Below are 14,509 nucleotides of genomic sequence, written 5' to 3'. Positions count from 1 at the left end.
TTATTCTATGTAGTAAACACCCTTTATGTTTTTTCAATTTGATGGCCCCATTATTGTCAATAAAAAAGCAACATATAAAAAATTAAAATAGAAAAAGCAGGCTTAAAGCCTACTTTTTGTAGTTCTTGTTCCATTGACAAACAATATAACTTTATAGAATTAAACTTTTGTTAAATCTAGATGCTTAGTTTCTTTAGAAGCCAATAGAGCAAAAAGGGTGATGAGTGCATTTATAGCTAGATAAATACCGACCCCAAAAATACCGTAGCTGGCGTTAATTTTGATGGCAAATGTAGCAGCGATAGTAGCTCCTACAATTGAGGCAAAATTGTATGCAAGAGACGCACCTGAATAGCGTACTTCGGTTGGGAAAAGCTCTGGTAGTAGTGCTGCCATCGGCCCAAACGTCATACCCATTAAGATCATTCCAATGACGAGAAATAAGAAGACCGAGGTCGGTGTGCCATTCGAGAGGAAGAATGGCATACACAATCCAAATAATCCGATAGCGGAAGTAACAAAAAGCAACCATCTACGGCGTCCAATTTTATCGGCATAAATGCCTGAAATGCTGACAAAAATGCCAAATACAATTGCACTTAGTAGTAATAAGCCTGTAAATGTATTAGGTTGTATTCCAAGCCCCATTGGGTGTCCAGACTCGGATAGGGTTGGGGCTGTTCTGGAGTAGATTTGTGCAAATGCAGTCATTATGTAGAATAGAACATAGGTGGCGGTCATTACAAATGTGCCGATAATAAGTGGTTTTAAGTGATACTTAAATACCGCACTGACAGGAGCAGCGTGCTTTTTACCTTTCGCTTCAGCTTCTTTGAAAACGTGGCTTTCATGTAGAGTTAGACGAACATATAGCCCAACTAATACCAATACAATAGAGCAAATAAACGGAATACGCCACGCCCATTCAACAAGAGCGTCTTTGCCAAAAATATAACTAATTAAGAAAAAAGCACCGTTTGCTAGAAATAAGCCTATCGGAGCCCCTAATTGTGGAAATGTGCCATACCAAGCACGTTTACCATCTGGTGCGTTTTCAGTCGCAACAAGTGCAGCACCACCCCATTCACCACCAAGTCCAATACCTTGCCCCACACGACATAGACAAAGCAAAATGGTTGCCCATATTCCAATGTCAGAATAGGTCGGCAGTAAGCCAATTACAACCGTTGAACCTCCCATTAACAGTAAAGAAACGACTAAGGTTTTTTTACGTCCAATTCTGTCACCAAAATGTCCGAAAAGTGCTGATCCAATTGGACGAGCAAAGAACGCTAATGCGAGCGTAGATAGCGAGAGCAGATCATTTGAAACAGGATCATTACTGTTAAAGAATTGTGTATTAAAGACCAATACCGCAGCGGCGGCATAAATATAATAATCAAAAAATTCGATTGCAGTACCGATCATTGAGGCGACTGCTACTTTTTTAGGGTCATTTCTGAGATTTTGTGCTGTGTTAGCCATTTTAAATATTATCCATATAGCGTTTAAAAAGAACTAAAATCCTAGCATTTATAATGCTTATACGCAACAAGACTCAGTTCATCAATCATTCATAAATTTTTATAAAAAACTGCAAATTTAATAATATAAAGATTTTTATATTAAAATAAGTTGTATTGAATAGTACTTCTTCCAGAGGATAAGAAATATTGACGATAAAAAATTTTATTCTTTATCACTAAAATATCGTAAAACATTGAGCGAATCTCACTATTTAAAAGGATAAATTTCAATGACAAGCGGTTAGAATTCACCTATTATTTGCAGATAATGAAAGGATTTATTTATGTCGAATTTTGCTTATCTTCAACAAAAACGTAAACAACTTAAACTCAAGGTCAATGATGTTTGCCAGCAGGCAGGTGTAACAAGGGCTTATTTTAATCAATTGGTTACAGGGAAGATCAAAAATCCTAGTGCCACCAAATTGAGCAGCTTGCATAAGGTGTTAGGCATTATGGAAACAGAAGATCAACGTGTGGGTATCATTTTTGGTAAGTTCTATCCTGTGCATACAGGGCATATTAATATGATTTATGAGGCATTTAGTAAAGTTGATATGCTGCACGTTGTTGTTTGCACAGAAACCGAACGTGATTTACAGCTTTTTCACGACAGTAAAATGAAACGAATGCCGACCAATGAAGACCGTTTACGCTGGATGCAGCAAATTTTCAAATACCAACAAAAACAAATTTTTATTCATCATTTAGTTGAAGACGGTATTCCAAGTTATCCAAATGGTTGGGAAAGTTGGGCTAAACGAGTGAAAGCATTATTTGAAGAGCAGCAAATTCACCCAACTATGGTATTTAGCAGCGAAGTACAAGATAAAGATCCTTATGAAAAATATCTCAATTTAGAGGTGCATTTAGTTGATCCAGAACGCCATTCTTTCAATGTCTCTGCGACTAAAATTCGCAATAATCCATTTCAATATTGGCGATTTATTCCAAAAGAGGTTCGTCCGTTTTTTGTGAAAACCATTGCAATTTTAGGCGGTGAAAGTAGTGGTAAAAGTGTACTGGTTAGTAAACTTGCCAACGTATTTAATACCACATCGGCATGGGAGTACGGACGAGAGTTTGTCTTTGAGCAGCTAGGTGGCAATGAACAGGCAATGCAATATTCAGACTACCCACAAATTGCTCTCGGACATAAGCGTTATGTTGATCACGCAATGAAGCATGCTGATAAGGTAGCGATTATTGATACTGATTACATCACAACTCAAGCATTTTGTATCCAATATGAGGGTAAAGCCCACCCATTTTTAGACTCAATGATTAAAGAATATCCGTTTGATGTAACGATCTTACTGTCTAATAACACCAAGTGGGTTGATGATGGGCTACGCAGTCTAGGTTCACAAAAACAACGCCAACGTTTTCAGCAATTATTGAAAAAATTATTGGATAAATATAGTGTGCCTTATATTGAGATTGAATCTCCAAGCTATTTAGATCGTTATGATCAAACTAAACAAGTTATCGAAGCTATTCTGAATGAGCAGCCGCTCTCTTTAACATTCAAAACGATGGTGGAGAACGGATTATGATACTTTTTGCAGGCGACCCTCACGGCAGTTACGCACACCTTTACCCTTTTGTTGAAGCCTATGATAACGTTTCACTCATTATTTTGGGTGATCTTCAGCTAACCACAACGCAAGAACTGGACAAACTTGCGCAGCATTGTGATATTTGGTTTATACACGGAAATCACGATAGTAAAACCGTTGCGGCGTTTGATGTGATTTGGGGGAGTGAATGGAAAAGCCGTAATATCCATAGCCGTGTGGTGGAGATTGAGGGAGTAAAGATTGCAGGATTGGGCGGTGTATTTCGAGGACATATTTGGATGCCACCACATCGTCCAATGTTTTTTGATCCGATTCATTATTGCCAGCATTTACCACAAGAGCGAATTTGGCGTGGTGGTGTACCATTGCGTCATCGCTCTTCTATTTTTCCTTCTGATGTTGAGATACTTGAAAATCAACGTGCTGATATTCTTATTACACACGAAGCTCCTCGCCCTCACCCACAGGGCTTTTCCGTCATTAACCAACTTGCCCGAAAAATGGGAGTACACAAGATTTTCCACGGTCATCATCACGATAATTTTGATTATAAAGGCATCAATCGTAATCCAACTTGTGATATTTTTAATATCGGATTTCGTAGCCTCTCTGATATAAATGGCAACTATTTACTTGTCGGTGTAGACGATCGGGAATAGATGTAATGTGATTAATGATATCCCATCATATGCAATAAACTGCGAGTATATTCAATCGCTTCACTGCGATTAGATACGCCTATTTTTTGGTATAAGTTGCGAATGTGTGTTTTAATCGTTGTCATTGCAACCGCTAATTCCTGACAGATTTGATCGTTGCTATATCCTGAATAAATTAACCCCAATACCTGCCACTCTCGCTGTGTTAAAGGACTAATTTTCAGCAATTCTGGGACTTGTGGATTTTCCAGTAAACTTTTAACAAAAGCTTCATCAAAATGTGCCACCTTGTGGCGATTATGCTGATTAATACTGCGTAAAATAAACACTGCCTTGTGAGAGGTCAGTTCGTCTAGCACGTTCAGTTGCAATAGCTGGCGAATTTGCTCAGCCATCAGATCGCCTTCAATCACAAATACACTGATGAAATTCGTTTGTTGGCTCAATTTAAGTGCTTGGATCAAATCACATTGTGCGAGATCCCGCCGCCCTTGTAAGGTGTATATTCGATTGCGGAGCGTTAATGCCCGCTGGCTATCGCTAACCAAATTAAATATCGCCGCAGTTTTCAATAAGCGATTGAGAATGTTTAACGCCTTCTCGTAATCTTCTTGCAAAATATAACAACGTGCAATATTTCGCCACTGGCGTTGAGTAAAATGATTGTACTCTTGGACTGGGAAATAGGCTTGCAGCAACCAGCTTTCCAAGCCCTCTTTTTGATTATTCATCTGCCAATAAATCAGTTGAACCTCATCAACAGCAGTTATCCAATCTTGATGAGGGGAATAGCGAGTAAACAATTCTCGACACTGCTCAATCAGACGTGCAGCATTAGCCAAATCGCCTTTAGTCAGCGAAATTTTCGCCAGCAGTGCCACACATTGAATCTGTTCTTGCTCTTTTTCCAGTACCTCTATCCCAGCATGAGCCATTGCTTCAGCCTGATCAAGCTGATGCCATTCCCATAAAATTTGACCTTTTAAACGTAACAGAAACTCATTCATTGGGATCCGATGAAATGCGGTGATCTGTTTTGTTGTCTCTTTTAGCAAGTCGTAAGCTGATTGTAAAAAGCCTTGTGCTGACAATATCTCAGCTTGTTGGAGACGAGACCAGAGCCAATGATGATAAACCTGCTGAGTAATTGCCATTTTTTCCACTTGCTGCATTAATGACAATCCTTCTTTCAGATAACCTCGACAATGCTGTGCCTCGCCAATAACAGATGTAGCAACGATTTGAGCATAATTAAATTCAGAACATAAATTGGTTAAGGCTTGTTTAGCAAGCTGATAAGCCTGCTCTTCATTTCCTTCATTAATTGCCACTTGTGCTTTTAAAGCATCAAAACGCCCCTGTAGACTCTCGGTAAGCGGTAACTTTGACCGAAAATTTTGCAAAATTCCGCTCACCTCCTGATAACGGTGCTGGCTCTGTGCCAACCACGCCTTGAGTAGCACTAAATTTTGATCACACCACAACTGCTCACAAGAAAGGTGATTTAAACCATCTTCTAGTAATTTTAATTGTCCTTGATGGAATAATTCCCAGCCACGTTCTTGTAAAATATGGTAAAGCGTTTGCGTATTCTCCAACATTTTAGCATGATATAAGGCTTCGGAAGCATAACCTAATTTTAGCCACATTAACGCTGCAATTTGATGTAATTTTTGCCACTCATTTGGTAACTCTAAACGACAAGATTGCAGCAGATAAGAGGCAAGAATAGGGTGGAATTTCCACCAAATTTCGCCATCATTATGGGTTATTCGAGAAATAAACAGCCCCATTTTCTCAAGTTCATCAAGTTTTTTTACGCCATTTTCATCTTGGGTTAGCGCTATCACAAGTTTTTCATTCATCGATCTTAAAATCGCACAACGCAGCATAAACCGCTTAATTTGCGGATCAACATAATGAAATACTTCTTCGTTCAAATAATCTGCTATATGTTGCTGGTTTAGCTTTGCAAATAATTTTTCAGGGAAATAGGCCAATTCACTATTTTGTTTGAGTGTAAAGATCATTAACTGCAAAGCTGTTGCCCAGCCTTCAACACGATCGTACAGAGCAAAAATGACCTCATCGCTTAACGTTTCATTGAGTTTTTGCCCAAAAAATTGGCGTGTTTCATTTAGCGTAAAAGCGAGCTGATGCACATCAATTTCCAGTAATTTCTCGTGAATGCGTAAATTGGTAATGCTAAGCGGTGGAATCAGACGAGAAAGCAGCACTAAACTCATTGTTTCAGGTTGGTGTTTTAGCCAAAAACGCAACGCATCGTGAATCTGGCTATTTTCGATAAGATGATAATCATCAACAATAATGTAAAAATGGTGGGAAACATCATTCAACCGTACTAGCAATTGGCTAAAATAATCAATCAAATTATGTTTATAGTGAACATCTTGTAACGAAATACGAGCTACCTTTGCCAGTGCAGTCGAAAAATAATTAGCAAACTGTTCTGCGTTATTATCACTTTCATCAAGAGAAAACCACGCCACAGATTCCTTTTTTTGCAATAAACGAGCTTGCCATTGCAGAGCAAGAGTGGTTTTACCATAACCTGCAGGAGCAGTAATCAGTGTCAGCGGATAGTATCTTGCACTCCCCAATTTGGTAAGCAACTCACGGCGTTCCACTTCCTGATGAGATAACTTTATTGCTTGGACTGGCTGGTTAGCAATTAATTTAGTCGGAATCAGTTTTGTTACACTCTGCATTGCTCCTCCAAAATATAAGGCAAGATTTGTAAAGAAGAATTCTAGCAAACTTTACAGTAAATTACTCATTCCGCTCTATTTCCCTCCATCATACCCCCAATTCTTGGTATAAACGGCGACAGGCAATACCATCTTCACGGAATAAATGACAACGATTTGGATTAATACCCACTGACATCTGGTCGTTTTCATCGACTAATACAATGTCACTTTGGCGATAAATTAAATTTTGTTTAATTGGCGGCATTTCAAGATAGATAAGGGTTTCATTACCAAGTTGCTCAACCACCTTCACTGTGCCACTAATACACACATCGCCTTGATCATAAGGCAGTAAATGTTCAGGTCGAATACCCAATGAGAGATTATCGCCTACTTTCACCCCTGTGCTATCGACGGGTACCCAAAAGTTTAAATGGGTAGAATTCGGCAATTCAATTTTTACGCCGCCGTCACGCACATCAATCACTCGAACAGGTAAAAAATTCATTTTAGGCGATCCAATAAACCCTGCCACAAATCGATTTGCTGGGTAGTGGTAAAGTTCCAGCGGTTTTCCCACTTGAGCAACATTTGTCGTCATCGGACTACCAGATTGGATTGCCTGTAAGACGACTATTTTATCTGCGAGCGTCATTGCCTCAACTTGGTCGTGAGTGACATAAATCATTGTTCTGCCTAGTTTTTTATGCAATTTTGAAATCTCTATTCGCATTTGGACACGCAATGTCGCATCAAGGTTTGAGAGCGGTTCATCAAGCAGAAATACCTCAGGCTGCGAAACTAATGTTCGCCCAATCGCCACACGCTGGCGCTGTCCACCCGACAATTCCTTAGGTTTACGTTCTAGCAAATGAGCAAGCTGCAATATTTCAGCAACTTGATTAACTCGCTGGTGAATCTCAGTCTTCGATTTGCCAGCGAGCTTCAAACCAAAAGACATATTTTCAGCCACGTTAAGATGAGGATAAAGTGCATAAGACTGAAAGACCATTCCCACATTACGTTTAGCAGGGACAATATCATTCATACGCTGATCACCAATGTAAAGATCGCCAGTCGAAATATCTTCTAACCCTGCAATCATTCGTAAAACGGTAGATTTTCCGCAGCCAGAAGGTCCAACAAATACAACAAATTCACCGTCTTGAATATCCAAATTTATATTGCGTGAAATAGGTACGTTGCCGTAGGATTTACCAATATTGACCAATTTAACATTTGCCATAATGCTTGCTCCCTAATGTATTTTAACGTTTTAGTATTGCTTCTTTTTTATCCCTAGTCTAGCAATCAAGCGGTTAATTGCCATCATACTTTTGCAAAAAATTTTCAGCGATACGAAAAAAATATTAGCGTAAATATGTGAATTATTGTGTAATTTTTCCTAAAATTTATTCTAAATAATACATTATCAACCGTATTTTCTGCCAAATCATCAGAATTTGTGATCAAGATCACAAAATAAACAGTGAGGGTTGAGAGGGGAGAATGATGAAGATAAAAATAAAATCGATCATTATGGCAAAAAACCAATTTAATCTCTCTGTTACTTATTGCTTTATTCTTTTTAACTCAAAGTGAGGATCATCTGATGAAAAAATTTACACAAATCACACTCTCTATGGTCGCAAGTTTTGGGCTTGTTCAAGATATTCAAGCGAAATTAATTGAAGGACAACTTAATGTTTGGATTAGTGCGGACAAGGGCTATAACGGCTTGACTGAAGTAGGTAAAAAATTTGAAGAAGAGACTGGTATTAAGGTGTTAGTTGAGCACCCAAGTAAATTGGAAGAGATTTTTCCACAAGTCGCCTCAACAGGCGATGGACCAGATATTATCATTTTTGCTCACGACCGTTTTGGCGGCTATGCACAGGCAGGCTTGCTTGCAGAAGTACAGCCAAGTGCAGAATTTAAAGCAAAATTCTCTGATATTGGCTGGGAAGCAACCAAATACAATGGCAAACAAATTGCCTACCCTATTGCCGTTGAAGCATTGTCGTTAATTTATAATAAAGATCTAGTTGCCTCTGCACCAAAAACGTGGGAAGAGGTTGCGGCATTAGACAACAAACTGAAAGCTAAAGGAAAAAATGCGATTATGTGGAATTTGGTAGAACCGTACTTCACTTGGCCGATTATCTCCTCTCAAGGTGCCTATGCTTTTAAAATGACTGACGAAGGCTATGATGTTAAAGACGTTGGCGTCAATAATGAGGCAGCACAAAAAGGTTTACAGTTCGTTGTAGGCTTAGTTAAAAATAAAGTGATTAATGCTGATACAGACTATGCAGTTGCTGAAGCCTCGTTTAACAAAGGCAATACGGCGATGACCATTAATGGGCCTTGGGCGTGGGCAAATATTGAAAAAAGTGGCGTTAATTATGGTGTTGCTGTACTGCCAACTTTAAACGGTAAAGCGAGTAAACCCTTTGTAGGCGTACTAAGTGCCGCAGTGAATGCCTCCAGCCCAAATCAAGATTTAGCCAAAGAATTTTTGGAAAATCACCTACTGACTGAGGAAGGTTTAGCCACTGTGAATAATGATGTGCCGCTAGGAGCAGTAGCGTTAAATTCATATCAACAGAAATTAGCTCAAGATTCCCGTATTGCCGCCACAATGAAAAATGCTGAAAACGGTGAAATTATGCCAAATATTCCGCAAATGAGCCGTTTTTGGTATGCGGAAAAAACAGCAATTAACAGTGCGGTTTCAGGTCGCCAAAGTGTGAAAGCCGCCCTTGATGAAGCACAAGCTAAGATTGAAAAAGAATAATCTTAATAAGAATAGGGCGAAGAGTGAATTCGCCCTGAAGTCATTTTTACCTGTCTACTTTCTTATCTTGCATACAATGTAAAGGGGAAATATTTATGCAGCACATCACCAAGCCCTTAGCACCACTTCAATATTGGGGTAAGCGTATAATCGTTGGATTGCTGTATTTGATTTCTTTCTACCTTGTATTAACTATCTATTTACAGGGTGAGCTACTGTTTGCTTTACTCGTTTTAATTGTTGTTACAACAGGGATTTTTGTGTTCAGCAATGCTCGTAGCTACCGCTGGCGTTATCTTTTCCCCGGTGTCTCTGCAATTGGAATCTTCGTGGTTTTTCCATTGTTATGTACGGTATTAATTGCGTTTACCAATTACAGTGGCAGCAATCAGCTTACCTTTGAACGAGTATTGCAACAACTACAAACACAACGTTATTTTTCAGGTGAACGCTTTCAGTTTAAATTGCTTGAACGTGCAGAAGATAGTAATGAAGCAAGCAGCAATACAAGCAACAACGGTGAAAAACAGTATCAACTTTTGCTTGAAAATCGCAAATTGCAAAAATTTTACCTTTCTGAACCGCTTGTTTTAACCGATATTGCTTTGAATGGCATGGCAACAAATATTACCGTTGATACCATAGCAAACGAGCCTTCGCTCAAGGTCGCATCGTTAAAAATCATTACTCAACATCGCCAGCATTTACAACGTCTAAACGTAACATTACCAACCAATGAAATGGTCACAATGAGTTCATTACGTCAATTTGCTCAACAAAGCCCACGTTTTCATTTTGATAGCGACACACAAATTCTGACTAATCAAGAAACCAATGAACGTTATAGACCGAATGATGACATTGGTTTTTTTGAACAGATAGATGCACGGAATAATTTTAATGGAAAGCGGTTAGAACCAGGTTACATCGTGGGTAATGGTTGGACAAATTTCACCAAAATTCTCACCGATGAGGGCATACAAAAACCATTCCTCCAGATTTTTATTTGGACAGTTACTTTCTCGCTGCTGACGGTATTATTTACCACCTTATTGGGTATGGTGTTCGCCTCATTAGTACAATGGGACGCACTTAAGGGCAAAGCGATTTACCGCCTGCTGCTGATTTTACCCTACGCTGTCCCAGGGTTTATCTCTATTCTGGTCTTTAAAGGTTTATTTAACCAGAGTTTTGGTGAAATCAACCTCATTTTAGACGCATTATTTGGTATTCGCCCAGAATGGTTTAACGATCCATTTCTTGCCAAAGTGATGATCTTAATCGTCAATACTTGGTTGGGCTATCCCTACGTTATGATTGTGTGTATGGGGTTGCTAAAAGCTATTCCGACTGATTTATACGAAGCTTCGGCAATTGATGGAGCAGGTGTGTGGCAGAATTTTACTCGGATCACAATGCCATTATTAATTAAACCGCTTATGCCACTGATGATTGCCAGCTTTGCATTTAATTTTAATAACTTCGTTCTCATTCAACTATTAACCGAAGGACACCCAGCAATGATAGGAACAAGCACACCAGCAGGGCATACCGATTTATTAGTCAGCTACACTTACCGAATTGCGTTTGAAGGGAGCGGAACACAGGATTTTGGCTTAGCTGCTGCCATTTCAGTCATCATTTTCCTATTAGTCAGCGGACTGGCTCTTTTCCAAATGCGAATGACTAAACTCTCTCAAAATTAACCGCTTGATAACAGATAAAAAGAAGATAAAAAGGAACTAAATATGGCCATTGTTCAACCTAAATCAATGAAACGGCGACTTTTCGCTACTCACGCTTTTCTGATTATCTTTTGTGCATTAATTATGTTTCCGCTGTTGATGGTCTTCGGTATCTCGCTACGTCCAGGGAATTTAGCCTTAGGTGAAATTATTCCAAGTGAAATATCGTTAGAACACTGGAAATTAGCACTGGGCTTTAGCGTTACCCACCCTGATGGTTCGGTTACTACTCCCCCTTTTCCTGTGCTTTTATGGCTGTGGAATTCGGTCAAGGTAGCAGGCATTACTGCATTAATTACACTAATATTGTCCACCACCGCAGCCTACGTCTTTGCTCGCTTTCGTTTTCTTGGCAAAAAAATGCTGTTGCAAAGTATGCTGATTTTCCAAATGTTCCCTGCTGTATTGTCATTAGTTGCCTTGTATGCGTTATTTGACAGACTCAGTCAGTACATTCCATTTTTAGGACTTAATACCCACGGCGGTGTCATTTTTGCTTATCTTGGCGGCATCGCAATGTATATTTGGATCATAAAAGGCTATTTTGAAACCATTGATACTTCGCTTGAAGAAGCCGCAGCACTTGATGGTGCAACGCCATGGCAAACATTCCGTTTAATTTTATTACCGCTTTCTGTGCCAATTTTAGCAGTAGTCTTTATCTTATCCTTTATAGCTGCAATCATTGAAGTCCCTGTTGCCTCATTACTGTTACGAGATGTGCAAAGCTATACGCTTTCTGTGGGTATGCAGCAATATTTACACCCACAGAATTACCTTTGGGGCGATTTTGCAGCGGCGGCTATCTTATCTGCAATCCCTGTAACGTTAATCTTTATCATTGCACAGCGTTGGCTAATTGGCGGCTTAACCGCAGGCGGTGTAAAAGGCTAAATATCACAATACAAACAGGACATTTATAATGAAATCCACTCACCCGTATCTTAATCCTTATTTTATTGATGAATATGGTCGCCACCGCTACCCTACTCCAGATGTAGTGAAAAAAATCAGTCAGTTGCTAAATATGAACAAGCAGGATATGCAAAAATCACGCCCAATCTTACCGCTTGTTAAAGTGGTTAAACAGGGTGAACCGATTTTTATCCGCCTATTTGTGGCAGATAAAACTCAGCGGATTCAAGCAAAATGGCAACTGACATTAGAAAGCGGTCAAATTCTCTCAGGAAAATGCAAACGCAATGCCATTGCCTTACCACGAGATTTACCCCTTGGTTATCATCAACTTACCCTCAATACCAAAGCTGCCAACTGTCGAGTAATTATCGCCCCCTCAAACGCTTACCAGCCACAAGCATTACAGCAACAACAAAAATTATGGGGAGCAATTGTACAACTTTATACCCTGCGAAGTGAAAAAAATTGGGGGATTGGTGATTTTGGCGATTTACAGCAATTTCTCATCAGACTTGCTGAAAAAGGGGGGGATTTTGTGGGGCTTAATCCGATCCACTCGCTCTTCCCTGCCAATCCTGACAGTGCTAGCCCCTATAGTCCCTCTTCACGCCTATGGCAAAATATTCTTTACATTGATATTAATGCCATACCTGCCTTTAAACAAAGTGAAGAAGCACAAAAATGGTTACAGTCAGCCGAAACACAGCGGCAGCTCGCTGAAGTAAGAGCATCAGACAATATTGTTTATTCGCAAGTAACAACGTTGAAATTAACCGCTTTACGCTTTGCATTTGAGCAATTTGCACAACAGGATCAAAGTGATTTTGAGCAATTTATCGCCCAACACGGCGAATCACTTCGTATTCAAGGCACATTTGATGCTCTTCACGCTTGGCTAACAGAACAACATAAAAACCAATGGGGCTGGCAAAACTGGGCTGCAGAATATCAAGATTATCACACCGCTAGTGTGCAACAATTTCAGCGTGATCAGGCAAGCGAAGTACGTTTTTATATGTGGCTACAATATATTGCCAACCAGCAGCTAAACACCTGTTACCAGCTTGCTTGCAAACTCGGTATGCCAATTGGTTTTTATCGTGATCTTGCAGTTGGGGTTGCTGATAATGGTGCCGAAACTTGGGCAGATAAAGATCTGTTTGTGTTGGGGGCATCAGTAGGCGCCCCTCCCGATATAATGGCACCACAAGGGCAAAATTGGGGACTTTCGCCAATGCACCCCGAAATTCTACAACAACGTGGCTATCAGCCGTTTATCGATCTGTTGCGTGCCAATATGAAAGATTGTGGTGCATTACGCATTGACCATATCTTAGGCTTTGCTCGTCTATGGTGGGTAGCAAAAGGCGAATCCGCTAAAAACGGGGTTTATGTTAAATATCCACTGGCGGATCTGCTAGCTATTTTAGCGTTAGAAAGCCAACGCAACCGCTGTTTAATTATTGCCGAAGCACTCGGTACTGTCCCTAAAGGTATGATAGACACGCTACAGCGTGCAGGCATTCTGACCTATAACATTTTCTATTTTGAATTCGACCAGCACGGCAGCAAACCGCTTGCACATTACCCTTATTCAGCAATGACAACACTCAGTACCCACGACCTGCCGACTGTGCAAGGTTACTGGAAAGGCTACGATTTTGAATTAGGGCAAAAATTTGGCATCTATCCAAATGAAAAAGTCCTTCAAACGTTACAAACCACTCGTCATCATAATAAAGCCGCTATTCGCCGAGCTGTAGAAGCAGAACAAGAGTTAGCACCTGATGAAAATGGCGTAAACCAAATCTTCACACATCAGCTACAAAGCTATGTTGCAGACACTCAAAGTGCCTTATTTGGCACCCAGCCTGAAGATTGGTTGAATATGCTAGAGCCTGTCAATATCCCAGGCACCAGCACAGAATATCCAAATTGGCGGCGAAAATTAAACACGAATATTAATTCGATATTTGATGATCCGAAAATTAATGAACTACTCACCTTAATAGAACAAAAACGCCAAGCTTAATTTTTTATTGACTATCTCAAAAAAATATACAACACAAACATCGTTTATACTTCTCCCTAAAGTGATCTTTACATTGTGTTTGTGTTGTACAATTCCTCCTTCGGTATTATCTCTGCGCCCACAAAGAGCGCTGTCCGTAGAACTGAGGGAGGGGAAGAAAAACAATAAAAAAGCGGTCAATTTCAGTGGAAAATTTACCAATAAATCCATCAAATTGACCGCTTGTACTAAAACGCTCGCCTACCACCTAGAACTTAAAGCCTATGCTTGCTCCGCCTGTGTAGTCACTAAACTGGTTTACACTGCCCGTTACTTTAAAAATAACTTTGCCACTATCCGACACCTTAGAGTAACCTATTGCCAACGCATTTCTACCACGATAACTCCCAACACCAATCGCAAATAAGCTGTCACTTGGGTTATAAGCTTGTACTAAGCTCGCCGCTGCAACCGCACTGGCAATACCGTTTTGTAGACGATTATCCACATTTTGGATTCGACTATTTATCTCTTGTACCTTCATACCAAGCTCATTACTCAG

At 39.9% G+C, this 14,509-nt stretch carries 10 protein-coding genes; 6 read left to right on the top strand and 4 right to left on the bottom strand.

All coding sequences use genetic code 11. From position 1 onward, the window contains the following. Nucleotides 1-159 precede the first annotated feature (159 nt). Nucleotides 160-1,485 (bottom strand): MFS transporter, encoded by a 1,326-nt coding sequence (locus EV693_RS07895; RefSeq protein ID WP_132501824.1) that lies wholly within the window; start codon nucleotides 1,483-1,485, stop codon nucleotides 160-162. Nucleotides 1,486-1,810: 325 nt separating this feature from the next. On the opposite strand from EV693_RS07895, the gene nadR reads away from it, so the two are divergent. Next, a complete protein-coding gene (nadR, locus tag EV693_RS07890) occupies nucleotides 1,811-3,082 on the top strand; it encodes a multifunctional transcriptional regulator/nicotinamide-nucleotide adenylyltransferase/ribosylnicotinamide kinase NadR (protein WP_132501823.1) in 1,272 nt (423 codons plus the stop codon). After that, complete coding sequence (locus EV693_RS07885) at nucleotides 3,079-3,765, top strand: metallophosphoesterase family protein (protein ID WP_132501822.1); 687 nt, start codon at nucleotides 3,079-3,081, stop codon at nucleotides 3,763-3,765. The genes nadR and EV693_RS07885 overlap by 4 nt, the downstream gene beginning before the upstream one ends. 11 nt (nucleotides 3,766-3,776) lie before the next feature. Here EV693_RS07885 and malT read toward each other — a convergent pair whose 3' ends face one another. Further along, complete coding sequence (gene malT, locus EV693_RS07880; protein ID WP_132501821.1) at nucleotides 3,777-6,494, bottom strand: HTH-type transcriptional regulator MalT; 2,718 nt, start codon at nucleotides 6,492-6,494, stop codon at nucleotides 3,777-3,779. A gap of 88 nt (nucleotides 6,495-6,582) precedes the next feature. Beyond that, nucleotides 6,583-7,722: a maltose/maltodextrin ABC transporter ATP-binding protein MalK gene (malK, locus tag EV693_RS07875; RefSeq protein WP_132501820.1), complete on the bottom strand. Its 1,140-nt coding sequence runs from the start codon at nucleotides 7,720-7,722 to the stop codon at nucleotides 6,583-6,585. 363 nt (nucleotides 7,723-8,085) lie between these two features. Between malK and malE the strand changes: the two genes are divergently transcribed. From malE to malQ, 4 genes are all read left to right on the top strand, one after another. Further along, on the top strand, nucleotides 8,086-9,273 hold the full coding sequence (gene malE / locus EV693_RS07870) for a maltose/maltodextrin ABC transporter substrate-binding protein MalE (RefSeq protein ID WP_424991511.1): 1,188 nt from the start codon (nucleotides 8,086-8,088) through the stop codon (nucleotides 9,271-9,273). Between the two features lie 95 nt (nucleotides 9,274-9,368). Then, nucleotides 9,369-10,979 (top strand): maltose ABC transporter permease MalF, encoded by a 1,611-nt coding sequence (gene malF / locus EV693_RS07865; RefSeq protein WP_132501818.1) that lies wholly within the window; start codon nucleotides 9,369-9,371, stop codon nucleotides 10,977-10,979. A gap of 42 nt (nucleotides 10,980-11,021) precedes the next feature. Then, nucleotides 11,022-11,912: a maltose ABC transporter permease MalG gene (gene malG / locus EV693_RS07860; protein ID WP_132501817.1), complete on the top strand. Its 891-nt coding sequence runs from the start codon at nucleotides 11,022-11,024 to the stop codon at nucleotides 11,910-11,912. Between the two features lie 28 nt (nucleotides 11,913-11,940). Beyond that, nucleotides 11,941-13,968, top strand: a complete 2,028-nt coding sequence (malQ, locus tag EV693_RS07855; RefSeq protein ID WP_132501816.1) for a 4-alpha-glucanotransferase — start codon at nucleotides 11,941-11,943, stop codon at nucleotides 13,966-13,968. Nucleotides 13,969-14,215: 247 nt separating this feature from the next. Here the strand turns inward: malQ and EV693_RS07850 are convergent. After that, on the bottom strand, nucleotides 14,216-14,509 hold a 294-nt coding region (locus EV693_RS07850), incomplete at its 5' end, for a YadA C-terminal domain-containing protein (protein WP_207906498.1).

The sequence above is a fragment of the Nicoletella semolina genome (assembly GCF_004345745.1).
GTDB lineage: Bacteria > Pseudomonadota > Gammaproteobacteria > Enterobacterales > Pasteurellaceae > Nicoletella > Nicoletella semolina.
The sequence above is the reverse complement of the archived record's forward strand: the minus strand, read 5'-3'. Positions and strand labels throughout refer to the sequence as shown.

Bases quoted from the DNA above. Each gene is read 5' to 3' on its own strand.
- malQ (WP_132501816.1), top strand. From the start codon at position 11,941: ATGAAATCCACTCACCCGTATCTTAATCCTTATTTTATTGATGAATAT.
- malF (WP_132501818.1), top strand. From the start codon at position 9,369: ATGCAGCACATCACCAAGCCCTTAGCACCACTTCAATATTGGGGTAAG.
- nadR (WP_132501823.1), top strand. From the start codon at position 1,811: ATGTCGAATTTTGCTTATCTTCAACAAAAACGTAAACAACTTAAACTC.
- malK (WP_132501820.1), bottom strand. From the start codon at position 7,722: ATGGCAAATGTTAAATTGGTCAATATTGGTAAATCCTACGGCAACGTA.
- malG (WP_132501817.1), top strand. From the start codon at position 11,022: ATGGCCATTGTTCAACCTAAATCAATGAAACGGCGACTTTTCGCTACT.
- EV693_RS07895 (WP_132501824.1), bottom strand. From the start codon at position 1,485: ATGGCTAACACAGCACAAAATCTCAGAAATGACCCTAAAAAAGTAGCA.
- malT (WP_132501821.1), bottom strand. From the start codon at position 6,494: ATGCAGAGTGTAACAAAACTGATTCCGACTAAATTAATTGCTAACCAG.
- EV693_RS07885 (WP_132501822.1), top strand. From the start codon at position 3,079: ATGATACTTTTTGCAGGCGACCCTCACGGCAGTTACGCACACCTTTAC.